The organism is Terriglobales bacterium, from assembly GCA_035487355.1.
In the GTDB taxonomy this organism is placed as follows: Bacteria; Acidobacteriota; Terriglobia; order Terriglobales; family Acidobacteriaceae; genus QIAW01.
This window is the reverse complement of record DATHMF010000104.1, coordinates 74,841-93,334: the sequence shown is the minus strand read 5'-3', so window position 1 is coordinate 93,334 and position 18,494 is coordinate 74,841. Positions and strand designations below refer to the sequence as shown.

Here is an 18,494-nt window from a genome sequence, read left to right as displayed (position 1 = left end):
CCCATGAAACTTTACATCTCGTGCTTTCTTCTTCTCTCAACTCTGTGTGCCTTTGCTGAAGGCACACAAACCTGGGAGCAAACCAAATTTGACGAATTTGAAAAGGGTACGGCCCGAGGCGTGGCCATACGCAGCGTAGGCACACTGGAGCTTGCGCCCCAATTCAAGCCTCTTTACACCTCTCCTTCCACGTATCTGTGGGCCATCACAACCGATGGCGCTGGCAATGTATATGCTGCCGCCGGCTCGCCTGCCCGGGTCTATCGCATCACCCCAGACGGCAAATCGCAGGTGATCTTTGAACCCAAGGAGTTGCAGGTACAGGCGCTGGCCGAGCGCGACGGCGTGCTCTATGCCGCTACTTCTCCCGATGGCAAGGTGTATAAAATTCAGCTCACGCCGGCACCGCCCGACCAGAAAGAAGAAAAAAAGAAGAAGAGTACCTCTGCTTCGAAATCCGCAGAAGCTGGAGCCAAGGAATCCTCCGGCGATAAAAGTTCTTCTGACAATACGGCTGCAAAGGTATTCTTTGATCCACAAACCAAATATATCTGGGACCTCGCTATTGATAAAAGCGGCCAACTCTACGTGGCCACCGGCGATAACGGCCAGATTTTCCGCGTAAGCCAGAATGGTGAAGGCTCAGTCTTTTTCAAAAGCGACGAGGCCCATATCCGTGTGCTCGCATTTGACCATCAAGGCAATCTGCTGGCCGGCTCCGACGGCAGCGGACTCATCTATCGCATCTCGCCCTCAGGAGAAGCGTTTGTTCTGTACAGCGCCTCCAAAAAAGAAATCACCGCTCTGGCAGTGGATGAAGACAACAACATCTACGCCGCTGGAATCGGAGAAAAGCGCCCTCCTGCGCCAACTCCCCTCCCTGGGGCTGCGCCTGCCGCCAATCCGTCTGCTTTGACAGCCGGAACTGCCACGATCACGATTGTGCCTAATCCGCAGCCGACAGGCTCCGCGTCTTCGATTTTGGGTGCAGCATCGAGCGGCGGCTCGGGGGTTTATAAAATTGCCGCGGATGGCTCGCCCACCGAGCTATGGAATTCGCGCGACGAGTTGGTGTATGCCCTGGCATTCGAACGTATTGCCGGAAAACAGAACCTGGTGGCCGGCACCGGCAATAAAGGGCGCATCTTTGCCATTCGTGGCAGCGGCGAATATACCGATTTGGTGAAAGCCAGCGCCAACCAGGTGACCGCAATGGCGAATGGGACCGACGGCGCGCTCTTTGCGGCCACCAGCAACCTGGGCAAAATTTTTACGCTGGGCCCATCGCTCGACGCGGAAGGAAATTACGAGAGCGACGTCTTCGATGCTCATCTGTTCTCGCAATGGGGACGGCTCGAAGTACGCGGCCAGGGCAACTTTGATCTTCTGGCGCGCAGCGGAAACGTTGATAACCCCGACCGCAATTGGAGCCCATGGGAAAAAATAAACTTCAGCTCTCCCGAAGGTCCTCTGGTGCAGGCTCCACCGGCACGCTTTATCCAGTGGAAAGCGGTTCTGCATAGCGGGCAGAAGACTCCACAAATTGAGAGCGTGATTTTGAATTACCGCTCCAAGAATGCCGCTCCTGTGATTGACGAAGTTGCGGTGCAGGTGGGTGCGCGCTTTCCTCCCAGCATCAAGTCTTCTTCGGAAAACACGCCCATCATTGTAGGCGGCGAGAGCAATTCGCAGCAACCTAAACAACGCATGGAAAGCTTTGCTACAGCCATGCGCGACAAGGATTCCATCGCTGTACGCTGGACGGCGCATGATGATAACAACGACGACTTGGTCTATTCCCTCTACTATCGCGGCGATGGCGAGACCCAATGGAAACCGCTGACCAAAGAGAAGCTAACCGATAAGTTCTATTCATTCGATAGCGACTTGTTGCCTGACGGAGGTTACACCATCAAAGTGATTGTCTCCGACGCGCCCTCACATTCCCCTGAAGACGCCCTGACCGCGGAAAAAGAAAGCACGCGCTTTGAGGTGGATAACACTCCTCCTCAGGTCGAAGACTTGAATGCTGCCTTCCTGGCCGATAACGGCGGAGAAATCCATGTGACCTTCCGCGCCCGCGACGGCTTCTCTCCTATCCGGCGGGCGGAGTATTCCTTGGACGCTAGTGACTGGCAGTTTCTCGAGCCTGTGGGGAAAATTTCCGATTCTAAAACCGAAAACTACGACTTCAACATTCCTCTGCCCGCCAGTTCTGCGGCAGGGGAGCATGTAGTCGTGGTCCGCGCCTACGACCAGTATGACAACGTGGGCAGCGCGAAAACGGTCATCAGGAAATAAGAAGGGATTTGTAATTTGTGATTTACGATTTTCGATTTACGATTTAAGAATTTGAGATTTAGGAAGTGGTTTTTAGGAATTGAGCGGCATGATTAAAATCTTCTCTTTGTGATTAAATCCTTCTCATAATGATTACGTCGGAGGAGCTACGCCAAAGAACAAAAGCTTTTGCCCTTCGAATCATCAAGCTATCCGAATCAATGCCCAAATCGCAGGCAAGCTATGTCATTGCCAAACAAGTGCTCCGAGCAGGAACTTCGGTAGCAGCCAATTATCGTGCTGCGTGTCGCGCACGTTCACGGGCAGAGTTCATCTCCAAACTTGGGGTTGTGAAACTTGGGGTTGTGGTTGAAGAGATTGACGAAACGTTATTCTGGCTTGAACTGATTGTTGATGCCCACCTTCTACCATCGAGCCGAATGAAAGCCATAATCGATGAAGCCAATCAACTGACCTCTATTTTCGTTGCAGCAAGAAAAACATCGCGCAGCCGCTAAAGCTCAAATTGCTAGAAGTACTTCCCAAATCGAAAATCATAAATCATATAAACTGTCATATTGGCTGCAAATCGTAAATCGAAATTCGTAAATCGTAAATTTCAACATGCGCTTTGAATTTTTCATTGCCGCCCGTTATCTCCGCGCCAAGCGCCGTCAGGCCGTCATTGGCGTGATTACTGTCATCTCGATTATCGGGGTGACGGCGGGAGTGGCTTCTCTCATTATTGCGTTGGCCATCACCAATGGATTCAGCCAGGATTTGCAGGAACGTCTGACTTCATCCACCGCAGACGTCAACCTGATGCGCGTCGCCAACGACGGCATCCGCGATTGGCGCGATTTGCTGGCGCGTATGGAAAAGCAGCCCCACGTGGTTGCCGCCTCTCCTGTGCTTTACGAGGAGGTGTTGGTCTCGCGCGGCGCGCGCTCCACCGGTGCTGTTGTCAAAGGTGTGCAGCCGGAATATGAAAACAAAGTCAGCAAGCTGCTTAAGTCGGTCGAACTGGGAACGGCCGACTCGCTCAATGCCGACGTTCGCCGTGCTGAAGGCGAACTTCCGCCGATTGTCCTCGGCAAAGAGATGGCCGATGATGTCGGCGCATCCCTCGGCTCAACCGTGCTGGTGGTCAGCCCCCAAGGTGAACTGACCCCCTTTGGCCTGGTGCCCAAGTACGTTCGCTTCAAGGTAGTTGGGATTTTCCACTCTGGATTTTATGAATACGACAAGACTTGGGGCTTCATCCGTCTCGATGATGCGCAACAGTTGTTCGGGCTGGGTGACATGATCTCAGTGATCGAATTCAAGCTTGACGATCTTTACCGTGCTGCCGAAGTCGGCCAGCAGTTGGAGCGCGCCGCCGGCACGGGCTTCATGTCCACCAACTGGATGGAACTCAACAAAGAGCTGTTCCGCGCGCTGCGCCTCGAACGCGTGGTCACGTTTATTACGATTGGGTTGATTGTGCTGGTTGCGGCCCTGAACATCCTGATCTCGCTCATCATGATGGTGATGGAAAAGACGCGCGATATTGCCGTGCTGCGTTCCATGGGCGTACGTAAGGCGCAAGTTCGTGGAATTTTTATCACGCAGGGATTGTTGATTGGCGTCATCGGCACTGTGCTTGGTCTGGTGATAGGCTACGGCGTTGCCTGGGCCGGCGGTCATTACCATTTCATCTCGCTCTCCGCCGAAGTTTATTCGATTGACTACGTTCCCTTCGCACCCCGCGTATCTGATGGCATTCTGGTGGCGGCCATGGCCCTGGTGGTGTCCCTGATTGCCACCCTTTATCCATCATGGTCAGCCTCGCACATTGCCCCAGCGGAGGCGTTGCGCTACGAATAACAGTTGCCACCTAATCACCTCAACGGATCAATTTCCTCAAAAAATCTTTATTAAGGACGTAAACTCAGGATAGCTTTCCCCCGTCCATATCAATGCCGGCCTATGGAAGAGACATTAGATAAGCCCGCAGCCTTCGCTGCTGCCGCCCAGGAGCACAGCTCCGAGGGTATCAGCCATGAAGAGTTCGATGAGATTGTGCGGCTGAATCAGCGGCGCATTTACCGTGTCCTGCTAGGCATTGTGCGGGACAGCGATCTGGCAGATACTCTCACGCAAGAGTGTTTTCTGCGGGCTTACAGGAACCGCAGCCGCTTTCGCGGTGAGGCCAAGGTTGGCACCTGGCTCTTCCGCATCGCGATCAACCTGGCGCGCGATCATTTGCGCAACCGGCGGCTGGCCTTCTGGAAGAAGTTTTCCAGCAGCGAGGAATATGACCTGGACTTGGCCGAAACCGTAGCCGATGAGCGCGCTACACCCGAGCGCCATCTTCTTGTCCAGGAGCAGTTGCGCCGGGTTTGGCAGGCCCTGGAAGAGCTTTCTGTCCGCCAGCGCGAAGTTTTTCTTCTGCGATTTATAGAAGAGATGAGCATCGAAGAAATTGCCGGAACCACAAGATTAAAGCCGGGCACGGTCAAAGCCCACTTGTTTCGTGCTATGAGCACGGTTCGCCGGAGAGTGAAGGAGCAGTATGCAGACCAAGCAGCATTGTAACGAAGACGCAATTACCGCCTATCTTCTGGGCATGGCCGACAGAGAAGACGCAAATCATGTGGATGCCTGCCTCGATTGCTATGCGCGGGTGGAGCGAGCACGCATTGAGATGGAGCAGCTGCGCGCCGCCACACAGAATCTGGCCTCGCGTCCTGAGCAGTTTTGGGACCGGCAGCGGCGCGCCATCATGGAGCGCGTGACGCCTGTGCAGCGCACACCTTTTCGCCGCTGGCTATGGGTGCCTGGTGTTGTCCTCGGAATGCTTGTGTTGGTTTTCCTGCTGCATCTGCTGCCAATTCTGCATCCTCGTCCAGAGCCGGGTGATATTGTAAAAACCCAACCTCAGCAACTGCAGCAGGATGCTGACGACCTCCTCCTCGTAGAGATCCAAAATGACTTGCAGCGGCCGGTGCCCCGTGCGCTGGAGCCTGCCACTTTGCTGGTTCAGGCCCGCAACAATATTGCTCAATCCAATAAACGACATACTTCGGGAGGAGTACAGGAATGAAATATAGAATTTTTATCTTGTCTGTCATGGCCTTGTTGCTTTCAGCAATAGCCTATGGACAATCTCCGCAACCGCCATCCGACCAACCACCGCCGCCGCCACCAGGGCAAGGAGAGGATCCAAGCGATCACGTAAGAGCACACCGTGTTCATCGTATGGAAATGCACCCAATGCCCTTTGGAGCGCCTATGGACGGAATACCGATGGGTAAATGGTGGAAGAACGCCGAGCTCGTGCAGAAATTGCAGATCAGCGACACCCAATTGCAGCAGCTTGAGCAGGTCTTCCAGGAGAGCCGTCTCCATCTGATTGACCTGCATGCTACTCTGGAAAAACAAGAGGCATTGCTCGAACCTCTAACCGAAGCTGACAATCCTGATGAATCTCAGGTTTACGCCCAAATTGATAAAGTGGCCTCTGCGCGTGCTGAACTGGAAAAAGCCCATACTCGCATGCTGCTCAATATCCGCAAGATACTGACCACCGACCAGTGGAAGAAGCTGCAGTCTTACCAGCCGCCTTTTGGGCCATTCCCGAGGATGCATTCCCCTGAGATGCAGCCTGAGCTTCCCGCCCCGCCGCCACCGGGAAAGCCTTCTGCACCTCAACCGTAGATTTCTTTCTACTCTCCTAGCTAAGCACTGTGCTTTAAGGGCCAGATTTTTTGGCCCTTTTTTATTTCCAAAAAGCAATGCCTAAAATCACAGATGTTTAAAACTTTAGTAACCTGAGAGTTTGGGAACCCTGGAAGCAGCATCGTGTTCTAATATGTAAGACACTGGCAACAGTCCTGAAATGAGCTTTTTAGGCCCTTTTCAAGCTGTTGTGTGCCAGGTTGTCAGGTTGACGGGTCGAAAAACAGAGACTTTGGAGATGCTAATTGCATCTAAAATGATACAGCATGGAGATTTTGCGGGTAGAAGGTCTCAAGAAGTCTTTTCGCTCCGGAAGCTCCGAGCTTGTGGTCTTTGAAAACTTGTCCTTCCAGGTGAAGAAGGGGGAAATGCTGGCCATTGTGGGCGAATCGGGGGCGGGCAAGAGCACCTTACTACACATCCTCTGTGCTCTTGATAGCGCTTCCGAAGGTGACGTATACTGCGCGCAGATGCGTCTCCAAGCGCTTTCCGATGATGCTGCTGCGGAATTCCGTAACCGCGAGATCGGGTTTGTCTGGCAGTTTCACTACCTGCTGCCGGAGTTTACCGCGGTCGAGAACGTCGCCATGCCGCTTTTGTTGCGTGGCATGCCGGCCCAGCAGGCGCGAACCGAAGCGTTGCAGTGGTTGAAAGAAGTGGGCCTGTCCGATCGTGCCGAGCATCGCTCCGGTGAGCTCTCCGGTGGGGAGCAACAACGCGTGGCCCTGGCACGGGCCTTGATCACGCGGCCGAAGATTTTAATGGCCGATGAGCCGACGGGAGATTTAGACGCACGCACCGCCGACTCGGTTTTTGAGCTGATTGACCGTTTGCATCGGGAATATCAGCTTACCTCCCTCATCGTCACCCACAACCTGGAGTTTGCGCGCCGCTGTGGACGCGTGTTGCGGCTCCAGCGCGGGAGGGCGGAAGAAATTCAGCCGGCGGCATTGCCGGCATAGGGCAGAGTTTGCGGGGCAGTTGGCTCCGCTTGAGGGTTTTACCTGAATGACAGCGGCACTCAAAAGCTGCGAGGATTCAGGTAAAGGGTGGGAGGTCCGGTGATGGACAATAAAGTCTGCACTGAGATTCCCAAATTGAGGGAACATGTTCGAACGGTACACGGAAAAAGCGAGACGCGTAATTTTCTTTGCGCGCTATGAAGCCAGCCAGTTTGGCTCGCCATATATTGAAACGGAACACCTGTTGCTGGGTCTTCTGCGCGAAGACAAGGCATTGACCAACCGTTTCCTGCGTTCGCACGCCTCCGTGGAATCGATCCGCAAGCAGATCGAGGGCCACACTACCATCCGCGAGAAGGTCTCCACCTCCGTGGATCTGCCTTTGAGCAACGAGTGTAAGCGCGTGCTGGCTTACGCCGCGGAAGAGGCCGAACGGCTTTCTCACAAGCACATTGGCACCGAACACCTGCTGCTCGGCCTGCTGCGCGAAGAAAAATGCTTTGCCGCCGAGATCCTGCACGAGCGTGGCTTGCGGCTCTCCAGCATCCGTGAGGAACTGGCACGTACCACGCAGGAAAAGGCGCAACCCCAGCGGCAGCGTGAGTCTTCCCTGCTCTCAGAGTTTTCCCGCGATCTTACCCAGGCGGCCATGGATAGCCAACTCGATCCGCTAGTCGGGCGCGAATCCGAACTGGAGCGCGTGGTGCAGATTCTGTGCCGCCGCACCAAGAACAATCCCGTACTGATTGGCGAACCCGGTGTAGGTAAGACCGCCATCGTCGAAGGCCTGGCGCAGCGCATTGCCGATGGTGAAGTGCCGTCGTTTCTCTCGGAAAAACGCATCCTGGCGCTCGACCTCTCTTTGATCGTCGCCGGCACTAAGTACCGCGGACAATTTGAGGAGCGGCTGAAAACCATCATGAAAGAATTGATGGATAATCAGAACGCCATCATCTTCATTGATGAGTTGCATACCTTGGTCGGGGCTGGCTCCGCTGAAGGTTCGCTTGATGCTGCCAACATTCTCAAGCCGGCGCTGTCACGCGGAGAGATTCAGTGCATCGGCGCAACCACACCCGGCGAATACCGTAAATCCATCGAGAAAGACCGCTCTCTCGAGCGCCGCTTCCAATCCGTGAAAGTACCGCCGCCCAATGAAATAGAGGCGGTCAAGGTAATCCAGGGCATTAAGGACCGCTATGAAAAATTCCATGCTGTCACTTATACCCCCGAAGCGGTAGAGTTTGCCGTTGCGCACTCTCATCGCTATATTCCCGACCGTTTCCTGCCCGATAAGGCCATTGACCTCATTGATGAAGCCGGCGCGCGTGTGAAGCTGCGTCAGACCACTCTTCCCGAGGAGATCACTGAAGTACAGAAGCGGATCAAATTCATCGTGCATCGCATGGAAAATGCCATTGCCAACCATGAATTTGAAAAGGCCCGTTTCTATTCGGATGAGGAACGCAAAGAGCGCGAGAACCTGCGCGCCCTGCGCGAAAAATATCATCTGGATGATTCCTCCACCGGCGTCGTAGGCCGCGAGGACATTGAAGACGTGGTTTCGCGGTGGACTGGCGTTCCCATCACTTCCATCAAGGAAGAAGAATCGCAGAAGCTCCTGCGCATCGAGGAAGAGCTGCATAAGCGCGTGATCTCGCAGGATCGCGCTATTATCGCGCTGGCCCGGGCCATTCGCCGCTCACGTGCCGGATTAAAGTCTCCTCAGCGGCCCATCGGCTCGTTCCTGTTCCTGGGACCAACCGGTGTCGGCAAAACTGAAGTCGCGCGTACCTTGGCGCATTTCCTGTTCGGAAGCGAGAAGTCGCTGATTCGCTTCGATATGTCCGAGTTCATGGAAAAGCACTCGGTCTCCAAGCTCATCGGCTCGCCTCCGGGATACGTGGGCTATGAAGAGGGCGGTCAGCTTACCGAGCGCGTGAAGCGTGCGCCTTACTCCGTGGTTTTGCTCGATGAAATCGAGAAAGCCCATCCTGATGTCTTCAATATCCTGTTGCAGGTCTTTGAAGACGGCCAGCTTACCGATGGCCTGGGCAACACCGTTGATTTCAAGAACGCGATTCTGATCATGACCTCGAACATCGGCGCCCGTCACCTGCAGAAGCGCTCCGGCATGGGCTTCCAGTCCGGTGAGGAAGAGTCCATCTCCACCAAGGTCGAGGACATGGTGAAGAACGAGGTGAAGCGCACCTTCAACCCTGAGTTCCTCAACCGTCTGGACGAAATCATCATCTTCAACGCGTTGAGCGAAGCCGACCTCATCCAGATCGTGGAGTTGATGGTGCAGCAGTTGAACCAGAACCTGGCGCAACGGCACATCACCATCACCGTGACCGAAGAGGCCAAGAAGTGGATCCTTGAAAAGACGCTCACCGACCGCAACTACGGCGCGCGTCCCTTGCGCCGTGCTTTGCAGCGCTACATCGAAGATCCGCTGTCGGAGGCGCTCATCCAGGGCACCATCCAGACACGGCCTGCGTTCATTGAAGTCTTCCTCGAAGGCGATAAGCTCTTCTACCGCCCGGTGGACTCCAAAGCGCAAGACGGTGTTCTGCTCTACAGCAATTAGATTGCTAGAGATGTATTACAAAGGACCGCCAGCTAAACTGGCGGTTCTTTATGTTCGCAGCTAGATTGATATATTTGAGACATAACTATGGAACTTATTGTTTATTCGTCCCCGTGGTGCGGTGATTGCCGCGAAGCCAAGAGATTTTTGGCCAAACATAACATTTCTTACAAAGAGATTAATATCGAAGAGGTCCCCGACGCCGCCCAGGAAGTGATTGCCCGGACCGGCAAGCGCGCCATCCCCCAATTCGTAATTGATGGCAAATGGGTGCAGCCCTACACACCAGGAAAAGGCTTCCACTACGAAGAAATGAGCAAACTGTTGGGCGTAACTGCCGATTGAGTATCGATTGATTTCCACGACAAAATTACGCAATTCTACAATTACCGATTACACAATGATTCAATGACCCAATCACTCAATGACCCGATTCTTAAAGATCCGTATCGGCAACACGCGTTCCCTCTTACGCTCGGCCTGTAAATTCAGGACCCGGGCTTTGAGCAAGTCATTCAAGGTAACCACCCCCACCAATTTAGGCACACCGGTTTGGGTACCGCGCTGCTGTTTGCTTCCATGCGCACGGTTCACACGGCGCTCTACCACCGGGAGACGCGTCAACCCGGTCTCGGCCATGCGATACACCACCGCACGCAGGGGCTCATCGGGATAAGTCACTACCGGCTGAGATTTTTTCGTGACAATGTCGGCGAGTTCAACATCACGCAGAGTTTTATCTGGCGGGCTCTGACCGATCAGGTTTTGCAGCTCCTTGCGCGTAATCACTCCTACCAGCGATTGGTCGCCCTCGACTACCGGGTAGAGCCATTGCCCGCTACGTCCGTGCTCAACGCGCAGTGATTGTGTCAGCTCCTGAATAGAAACGGTTCCCGGCAGCGCAATGATATTGCTGCGCATCACCTCCCGAACGAGCACGTTTTCCAGTGGATCGGTGGAGTATTCCCGGCTCAGGTGGTAACCACGCCGGCTGAGCTTTTCGGTCACGATGGAACGCGGCAGAGTAAGCGCAATAAAAGCATGCGAAAGGGTCACAGCCACCAGCAGCGGCAAAAGCATGTCGACGTCATGGGTCAGTTCCACAGCGAAGACCAGTGCCGTCAACGGAGAGCCTATAGCCCCGGTAAGCACCGCGGCCATGCCCAACAGCGGCCAGAATCCCGCGCCCTGGTAGGGCAGAAAGTATCCCAGCGCCGCTCCCAGCCCTCCTCCCATCATCAGCAAGGGAGCCAGAATGCCTCCTGAGTTACCCGAACCGAGCGAGATTACCCACATCGTGGATTTCACCAGCAGAATGCCAATGATCACGTAGCGAGTCGCGTCTCCATGCAACAGGCTCCCGATCACGTCATAGCCCACGCCCAACGCCGGAGGAAATATGTAGCCGCCAACACCGATAGCCACCGCGCCGATGGCCGGCCACCACATCGAGTGCACGCGCAGGCGGGGAAACATATCTTCGACGCTATAAAGACACTTGCTCAGCAACGCCACCAGCGCCGCCCCCAGCAGTCCCACAAGCGCGCAACCGGCAAGCGCCTTGGCTCCTACAAAAGTATTGTGTGCCGCCAAAGGCCCATCCATAGGAAAGATGGGGCCGGTGCCCAGCAATCCCCTGCGGGCGGCTGCGGCAGTCGCGCTCGCCAGGGCGACTGGAATCAAGCTGCGCGGCTTCCACTCGAAAAGTAAAAGCTCCACCGCCAGCAGCACCGCTGCCACCGGGGAAGCAAATATCGCTGACATGCCGGCTGCGGCGCCGGCGACCATGAGAGTCTTACGTTCTGTGTCGGTGAGGTGGAAGAATTGTGCGATCAGCGATCCCACCGCGCCGCCGGTCATAATGATCGGGCCCTCAGCGCCAAAAGGACCTCCCGATCCAATGGCAATGGCAGCAGAAACCGGCTTGTAGAGCGCCACCTTCGGCTCTACGCGCGCTCCCTTCAGCAGGATGGCCTCAATGGCCTCCGGAATGCCGTGCCCGCGGATACGCTCTGACCCATAGCGCCCCATCAAGCCTACGATCACCGCGCCGATAATCGGCACGACGAGCACCCAGGCCCCTAAGTGATTGCCGGCGGGAGAGGTCATGCTCGTGTCCAATCGCTGGTAGAAAAAAAGATTGGTGAACAGGCCGATCAGCTTGAGCAAACCCACGGCAACATAGGCACACACAACGCCGATCCCCACGGCCAGCAGTGCAATAGGAATTACTCGAGGTGTAGTGGTGAAATCACCCAGCCGGCCCGAGGTTTCCTTCTCTGTAAAAACTCTGTCTAAAAAATTGCGCATTTGAATGTTTTTCAAAGATCGATGACTCAATGACAAAATGACTCAATCACTCAATGGTGTCTGGTCAGTGCCTGCAATGCCTTCAGCAGATGTGGCGCAGCCGCCGCTATTTCTGCGCGGTGCTCGCGTGCAAGTTTTTTCAGCAGGCTCTCCCCTTTGGAAGTGAGGTGCACGATGACCTGCCGCCGGTCGTGGTGGTCACCCGTTCGCATCACCAGCCCGCTTTGCACAGCGCGGTCAATCAGTTCGACCGCGCTGTGCTGCTCAAGCTGAAGCCGCTCTGCCAGGTTGCCCACCCTGGCCTCCTGCCCCGGGGGCAAGCCGCGAATCGCCAGCAAAAGCTGGTATTGCTGGGGATGCAGTCCCGCCCGTCGTGCTGCTTCCTCGCTGAAGCGCAGGAAGCGGCGTATCTGATAGCGAAATTCCGCCTGGGCGATAAACGTTCTATCAAGCGCGGTTAAAGATTTTATTTTATATCGTGACACGATATAATTTTAGTCGAAAGACTTACCCGAGTCAAAATACACTTCTCGCTGGCTCATACCCAAGCCTGCCATTTACAATTCAAGGTTTGCACATACGCCAGCCGGACGTGCCAGTAGTGGAGGGCAGAAAAGTGATCTCACGTTATACGCGTCCCGAGATGGGGCGCATCTGGAGCGACGAAAATAAGTTCCGCATGTGGCTGAAGGTGGAAATCGCCGCCAGCCTGGTATTGGCGGAAGCCGGCATTGTACCGCCCGAGGCGGCCGCCGCAATTCGCGACAAAGGCGATTTTCATGTGGAGCGCATTCAAGCCATCGAAGCCGAAATCCGGCACGATGTCATTGCCTTTACCACCGCCGTCGCTGAAAAAATCGGGCCGCACTCGCGCTGGCTGCATTACGGGCTGACCTCCAATGATGTCGTGGATACCGCCCAGGCACTGCAGGTCCGTGATGCTTCCACCCTCATCCTCGCCGACCTGGAGCTGTTCGCCGAAGTTCTGAAGAAGCGTGCGCACGAGTTCAAGCACACTCCCATGATCGGACGCACCCATGGCATCCACGCCGAGCCCATCACCTTCGGTCTCAAACTCGCCAACTGGTATTCGGAAACGCAGCGCAACATTGCGCGCATGAAGTCTGCCGCCGAGCAGATGCGCGTAGGCAAGCTCTCCGGTGCGGTGGGGACGTTCGCCCATCTCGAGCCGGAGCTGGAAGAAAAAATTTGCCACCAGCTTGGGCTGGAGCCTGCCACCATCTCTTCGCAGGTCATCCAGCGCGACCGTCACGCCTATTACGTGACTACGCTGGCCGTGATTGCTTCGACTTTGGATAAGATTGCCACCGAGATCCGCCATTTGCAGCGCACCGAAGTGCGCGAGGCTGAAGAATTTTTCAGCGAGAAGCAAAAAGGGTCCTCGGCCATGCCCCACAAGCGCAACCCGATTACCAGCGAACAGATCAGCGGACTTGCCCGCGTGGTGCGTGGCAACGCGCAAGCCGCGCTCGAGAATGTGGCGCTCTGGCATGAGCGCGATATCTCGCATTCCTCGGTGGAGCGGGTCATCCTGCCCGATTCCACCATCCTGGTGGATTATCTGCTTAACAAGACCACCAACCTGATTGAAAAGATGTTCGTCTACCCCGGGCGCATGAAAGAGAACCTGGAAAGCACCGGCGGTCTGGTCTTCAGCGGGCAGCTTCTGCTCGACCTCGCCGAGAGCGGCATGTTGCGCGAGGATGCCTACCGCGTGGTGCAAAAAAATGCCATGCGCGCCTGGCAGCATGGGCTGAACTTTCGTGCCCTGGTGCGAAAAGATAAGCAGATCACCTCGCGCCTGACGCGCAAACAGCTTGATCACGCCTTCGATCTCAACCGGCAGTTGCGCAATGTAGATAAAATTTTTGATCGGGTCTTCAGCCCTAAGCACCACAAGAAGAAAGAACCGGCACAAAGTAAGGTGCCAATTCAAAACTGACAACCGCGATGTTGTGAAATTGGCGCGATGAAAACAACTCCTGAAAACCTGACCGTTGCCGTGACCGGCGCCAGTGGAGTGCTCTTCGCTCGTCATCTTTTAAAGACCGCCGAGGCCGACGCGCGCGTGAAGACCATCAACTTTATCGCCTCTGAAAATGCTCTGCGTGTGCTGGCGGAAGAGGTCGGCATCGGCGGGCGCGCCAATCTGGTTGAGCAATTGCTGGGAAAGAAGTCACGCAAAATCCAGCAACAAAATAACGATGATATCGGCGCCAACGTGGCCAGCGGCTCCTACCCGACCGATGCCATGATCGTGATTCCCTGCAGCATGGGCACCCTCGCCCGAATCGCCAACGGACTGGCCATCAAACTGACCGAGCGCGCCGCCGACGTTTGCCTTAAAGAACAACGTCCGTTGATACTCTGCGTGCGTGAAACCCCTTTGAACAAGATTCATATCCGCAACATGTATCGCGCCGCCGATGCCGGGGCCGTGATCTTTCCCTTGATTCCGACCTTCTATAACAAGCCAGCCTCCCAGGACGACATGGCCCGCCAGTTCGCCAACCGCGTCCTGGCCCATATTGGGCTGGAACAACCGAACGCCTACAGGTGGAAAGGTTAGGATAGCCTTGCTCTTAGCTTCGGCTCTCGTCGCTTACGTTGCATTAGCAAATTCGGCAATGAATCCACAATGAATCAATGACCCGATGATTCAATGACTCAATCTTTCAAACGCCTTTGCAATCACCTCGGCCCCGGGCTCAGTAACCTGCAATTCTTCCAACTGATCGAGCTTCACCCAACGGGCTTCCAGCGCATCGCCTCCGGCGCGTAGCTCGCCTGACTTCAGCCGGCAGAGAATATCAATGATGATGAAGTGAAAGCGCGCGCGGTCCGCATCGGGTCCCGTTCCGGGAATAATGCTCTCAACCACTTCCACTATCTCGCCGGCTTCGACCTCGAGCCCGGTTTCTTCGCGGGCTTCGCGGGCGGCGGCCTGGCGCAGGCTCTCTCCCAGTTCCACTACCCCGCCGGGGATGGCCCACCGGCCGCGGAACGGCTCAGCGCCGCGGCGGACCAATACGACCTGGTCATTTTCAATGATTACGGCTCCTACGCCGACAATAGGCAGGTCGGGATAGTCTCGCTTGAGCATAGGAGAAAGAATCAGTACTCAAAAAAGAAGCGCTCAGGATCCATGGCAACAATCCGCCACAGATTGCCGTGCTCGGAAGGAATCCGCTCGACTTCCAGGTGTAGCCGGGCGTGCTGGCGGTGCGGCACCAGGTCGGTTTGCTGAGGTCGCGACTCCAGATCGAAATCCGCGACGATGGTTCCCTTTTGCTCGCCCTCGCCGGTCAACTGAATGGTTTTATAGTAGAGATGAAAACTGTCGTAATAATTGAAAGCCGCTACCATGCGATCTTCAAAGCCAGAATCGAAGCGCGACTCCAGAAACATGGATTGCGTCTGCGGCAGATTGTGCCCTTGCATTCCCTGGATCAACCGGCGCAGCATGGCATCGGCAACCGCCGGGCTGAAGGTGGTCTGTTGCAGCGCTGATTCATCCGCCATATTGGGACGTGGAATCTTCTGGATGCTCGGTGCCTTCGTGCCTTGCGCAGGTGTGGCCGGTGCTGTATCGGGAGCCGGGGTGTTTTGCCCCAGGACCAAAGCCGAAGCTACAAGTAGAAGAACAGCAATGAATAGCGCCCGCAGGAAAATTCTCATAGTTCCATCCCCCTCAGGTTAGGACTCACGATCAACCGCGCTTCCGTCGCGCGCTGCACATCTTCCGCCTTCAGGCCGGGAGCAACTTCCTCCAGCACCAGGCCTTGCGCAGTCACGCGTATGTAGGCCATCTCTGTGACGATAGTATCTACTACTTTCACGCCGGTCAGCGGCAGCGCACATTTTTTTAAAATCTTGGGAGCGCCCTCGCGGTTGGTGTGCTCCATGGCCACGATCACGCGGCGCGCACCCGCAACCAGGTCCATGGCCCCGCCCATGCCCTTGACCATCTTGCCGGGGATCATCCAATTCGCCAGGTCGCCCTGCTCATCCACTTCCATCGCGCCCAGCACGCTCAGGTCAATGTGTCCGCCGCGGATCATGGCGAAAGAATCGGCGCTGGAAAAATACACCGTGCCGGGGACCTCCGTGATTGTCTCTTTGCCGGCGTTAATCAGGTCGGGATCTTCACACCCGGCAACCGGATACGGCCCCACACCCAGCATCCCGTTCTCACTCTGCAAGATAACATGCATGCCCGCCGGAACATAATTGGCCACCAGCGTCGGCATGCCGATGCCCAGGTTGACGTAGTATCCATCGCGCAGCTCGCGGGCGATGCGCTTAACGATGCGCTCGCGCTTGTCCGCGTCTTTCTGTTTGTCGGCTTTGGGTAATTTCGCCATTTTTTTCTGCGGTGCTTTGTTCTGCAGTGCTTAGGCCTGCCTTACCGTGCGCCGCTCAATTCTCTTCTCATATTTTTCACCCTGCAGGATGCGCTTGACATAAATGCTTGGGGTAATGATCTGCTCGCCGTCGAGTTCACCCACCTCCACCAGCTCTTCCACTTCGGCAATGGTCACGCGCGCCGCCGTTGCCATCATAGGATTAAAATTGCGCGCCGTCTTGCGGTAAATCAGGTTCCCCCACTTGTCACCCTTCCAGGCTTTAATCAGGGCAAAATCGGCCTTCAAAGCGCTTTCGAGGATATGCGGCCGTCCGTTAAACTCGCGGACTTCTTTCTTTTCCCCAATCACCGTGCCGTAACCAGCGGGCGTAAAGAATGCCGGAATCCCCGCCCCACCGGCGCGAATGCGCTCGGCAAACGTGCCCTGCGGATTTAGTTCCAGGTCAATTTTTCCGTTCAGTACCATTTCTTCCAGAAGTCTGTTCTCTCCGACGTAGCTGCCAATATGTTTCTTGATCTGGTGGTTGGCGAGCAGCAGGCCCAGGCCAAAATCATCAATGCCTACATTATTGGAGATGGTGGTAAGGTTTTTGACGTTCTTGTGCAGCAGTGCGCGAATCAGGTTTTCGGGGATGCCACACAACCCAAAGCCGCCGAGCATGATCGTCGCCCCGTCGGGGATGTCTTTGACCGCTTCATCGGGATTGGGGACTACTTTGTTCATCCGCTCCAATTTAACCACAAATTTGAAAACTTGCATTTTAATCAAGTTTTTTCAAGTCGGGATAAGGTGTTTAACCGCAGAGGACGCAGAGGAACGCAGAGAGGAATGAAGCGTATTCCGCGAGGAACAATTTTGGAACAAGGGATGTGAAAACCGTGTTCTGTTTGTGTCCTTTGTGGTTAGACTTTTTGTTCTTGCTGTTTGAATAAGCAGGGTCTAGACTGGATTCAATCTCCCCGATTCTTAAGGTGGCTAACTGTACGTGTAGCCATGCAACCTTAAGTATTCTTTTCTGCAAGGTTTCTATCTACACCCACCGGTGGATTCTCGACCCCGATTTGTTATCTCTAAGAAAAAACGAGTTGCTGTCCAAAACGAATGGGATTGCAATAAACATTCTGCAGTAATTTGGCTTTACGCTCCATGATGGACCAGGCTCTGTTTGTAGGGAAAAGCGAATGTACACAGAAGCGCAAGCTGGTTTCTGGTGCAGAGGCGCACCCCAAGAACGGAGGAAGCGATGAACGAGGATGAAAACAGTCAGGCGACCTTGGACACGGTAGCAGAAGAATTAAACGAGCGTGCAATCAACATGCGGGTTCGCAATCCCGAGGCCAACAAACTATCCCGGGAAGAGGCAGCCCTGCAGTTAACCACCGTACTGATTGGAGAGATGAAAGAGCGCGGGCAGAAGATCCCCTATACGACGGAGTACTATGCCCAGCGCATCTTGCATTTATTGCGTTGGAGTGGCTCCAACATTGGGGGTGGCGTGATGATCGAGTATCTCATTGATCATGGCGGCGATGAACTGCATTTGTACCTGCAGCGGTTACTCGATCAGACGGGATACCAGGAGGGCGAACGCCTGCCCGGAGAAATGCACACGGCGATTCAGCACCTGCGAGAACAAGGGCGTGATCCAATCAAAAGCTACAAGCTCGGCGACAACCAGCGCAGAGGAATCTGGCACTGCACCGTGGAACAGATGCTCCTGCTGGATGAGCTCGACCCCAGGGCATGGCCCGAGATGGTTGCCCTGGTAAAAGAAATGGAAGCCCGATACCCGCACTTGCGGAACCGGGAAATGCTGGTTGAGGAGCTAACCACGAGGTTTATCCATGCCCTCCAGGCAAGCAATCTTGCCACGCCTCACCATCACGACTGGTATCGCAGCCGTATCGCAACCTTGATGTTCCATTATGCGCATCCCTTGTTTGCCGGGATCATTGGCTGTCTTCTGCTGGACAGGTCAGAAGGCGCAATCATGAGCGAAGAAGCAATCGTGGGCGAACCAGAAGATAAACACACCACCAGTGTGCTCGATGACATTCTGTCGCTCTCGGATTTGCAAACTCCGCGTTGATACGCCACCACCTGGCGCTCACCCAAGAGCTTCGCGGCATTGAAATGAGGCGTGGTTCTTCATCCCTCCCCTGCGGGGAGAGGTCCATCGCCGCTTGCAGTTTGGAACTCTGTGCAGCCGCAAAGTGGCACCAAGTTGGTATCAAAACCTTCATT

The 18,494-nt window shown here is 55.1% G+C and carries 18 protein-coding genes; 12 read left to right on the top strand and 6 right to left on the bottom strand.

The window, feature by feature from the left end; translation table 11 throughout:
* Window positions 1–3 precede the first annotated feature (3 nt).
* The 9 genes from VK738_18735 (at window position 4) to VK738_18695 (ending at window position 9,897) form a co-directional block, all read left to right on the top strand.
* Window positions 4–2,301 (top strand): hypothetical protein, encoded by a 2,298-nt coding sequence (locus VK738_18735; GenBank protein HTD24700.1) that lies wholly within the window; start codon window positions 4–6, stop codon window positions 2,299–2,301.
* Between the two features lie 128 nt (window positions 2,302–2,429).
* Window positions 2,430–2,798, top strand: a complete 369-nt coding sequence (locus tag VK738_18730; GenBank protein HTD24699.1) for a four helix bundle protein — start codon at window positions 2,430–2,432, stop codon at window positions 2,796–2,798.
* 106 nt (window positions 2,799–2,904) lie between these two features.
* Window positions 2,905–4,146 carry a lipoprotein-releasing ABC transporter permease subunit gene (locus VK738_18725; protein HTD24698.1) on the top strand — a complete coding sequence of 414 codons (1,242 nt, stop codon included), beginning with the start codon at window positions 2,905–2,907 and terminating at the stop codon, window positions 4,144–4,146.
* A gap of 102 nt (window positions 4,147–4,248) precedes the next feature.
* Window positions 4,249–4,857 carry a sigma-70 family RNA polymerase sigma factor gene (locus VK738_18720; GenBank protein HTD24697.1) on the top strand — a complete coding sequence of 203 codons (609 nt, stop codon included), beginning with the start codon at window positions 4,249–4,251 and terminating at the stop codon, window positions 4,855–4,857.
* Window positions 4,835–5,365: a hypothetical protein gene (locus VK738_18715; GenBank protein ID HTD24696.1), complete on the top strand. Its 531-nt coding sequence runs from the start codon at window positions 4,835–4,837 to the stop codon at window positions 5,363–5,365. Before VK738_18720 ends, VK738_18715 begins: the two co-directional genes overlap by 23 nt.
* 188 nt (window positions 5,366–5,553) lie before the next feature.
* Complete coding sequence (locus VK738_18710; protein HTD24695.1) at window positions 5,554–5,979, top strand: periplasmic heavy metal sensor; 426 nt, start codon at window positions 5,554–5,556, stop codon at window positions 5,977–5,979.
* A 287-nt stretch (window positions 5,980–6,266) separates the two neighbouring features.
* Window positions 6,267–6,962, top strand: a complete 696-nt coding sequence (locus VK738_18705) for an ATP-binding cassette domain-containing protein (protein ID HTD24694.1) — start codon at window positions 6,267–6,269, stop codon at window positions 6,960–6,962.
* A gap of 145 nt (window positions 6,963–7,107) precedes the next feature.
* Window positions 7,108–9,552: an ATP-dependent Clp protease ATP-binding subunit gene (locus tag VK738_18700; protein ID HTD24693.1), complete on the top strand. Its 2,445-nt coding sequence runs from the start codon at window positions 7,108–7,110 to the stop codon at window positions 9,550–9,552.
* A gap of 87 nt (window positions 9,553–9,639) precedes the next feature.
* A complete protein-coding gene (locus VK738_18695; GenBank protein HTD24692.1) occupies window positions 9,640–9,897 on the top strand; it encodes a glutaredoxin family protein in 258 nt (85 codons plus the stop codon).
* A gap of 72 nt (window positions 9,898–9,969) precedes the next feature.
* On the opposite strand, the gene VK738_18690 is transcribed toward VK738_18695, so the two are convergent.
* Together VK738_18690 and VK738_18685 are read right to left on the bottom strand one after the other, a co-directional pair.
* Window positions 9,970–11,862: a chloride channel protein gene (locus VK738_18690; GenBank protein ID HTD24691.1), complete on the bottom strand. Its 1,893-nt coding sequence runs from the start codon at window positions 11,860–11,862 to the stop codon at window positions 9,970–9,972.
* A gap of 50 nt (window positions 11,863–11,912) precedes the next feature.
* Complete coding sequence (locus VK738_18685) at window positions 11,913–12,347, bottom strand: MarR family transcriptional regulator (GenBank protein ID HTD24690.1); 435 nt, start codon at window positions 12,345–12,347, stop codon at window positions 11,913–11,915.
* Between the two features lie 131 nt (window positions 12,348–12,478).
* Here VK738_18685 and purB point away from each other — a divergent pair, with 131 nt between their 5' ends.
* Window positions 12,479–13,825, top strand: a complete 1,347-nt coding sequence (gene purB, locus VK738_18680; protein ID HTD24689.1) for an adenylosuccinate lyase — start codon at window positions 12,479–12,481, stop codon at window positions 13,823–13,825.
* Between the two features lie 27 nt (window positions 13,826–13,852).
* Window positions 13,853–14,452, top strand: a complete 600-nt coding sequence (locus tag VK738_18675) for a UbiX family flavin prenyltransferase (GenBank protein ID HTD24688.1) — start codon at window positions 13,853–13,855, stop codon at window positions 14,450–14,452.
* A gap of 90 nt (window positions 14,453–14,542) precedes the next feature.
* Here the strand turns inward: VK738_18675 and VK738_18670 are convergent, their stop codons facing one another.
* From VK738_18670 to VK738_18655, 4 genes are read right to left on the bottom strand one after another with little or no spacing between them, the layout of a single operon-like run.
* Window positions 14,543–14,986, bottom strand: a complete 444-nt coding sequence (locus tag VK738_18670) for an NUDIX hydrolase (protein ID HTD24687.1) — start codon at window positions 14,984–14,986, stop codon at window positions 14,543–14,545.
* Window positions 14,987–14,997: 11 nt separating this feature from the next.
* Complete coding sequence (locus VK738_18665) at window positions 14,998–15,561, bottom strand: hypothetical protein (protein HTD24686.1); 564 nt, start codon at window positions 15,559–15,561, stop codon at window positions 14,998–15,000.
* Window positions 15,558–16,247, bottom strand: a complete 690-nt coding sequence (locus VK738_18660; protein HTD24685.1) for a CoA transferase subunit B — start codon at window positions 16,245–16,247, stop codon at window positions 15,558–15,560. Before VK738_18660 ends, VK738_18665 begins: the two co-directional genes overlap by 4 nt.
* A 30-nt stretch (window positions 16,248–16,277) precedes the next feature.
* A complete protein-coding gene (locus VK738_18655; protein ID HTD24684.1) occupies window positions 16,278–16,973 on the bottom strand; it encodes a CoA transferase subunit A in 696 nt (231 codons plus the stop codon).
* A 520-nt stretch (window positions 16,974–17,493) separates the two neighbouring features.
* On the opposite strand from VK738_18655, the gene VK738_18650 reads away from it, so the two are divergent.
* Window positions 17,494–18,339: a hypothetical protein gene (locus VK738_18650; protein HTD24683.1), complete on the top strand. Its 846-nt coding sequence runs from the start codon at window positions 17,494–17,496 to the stop codon at window positions 18,337–18,339.
* Window positions 18,340–18,494 lie beyond the last annotated feature (155 nt).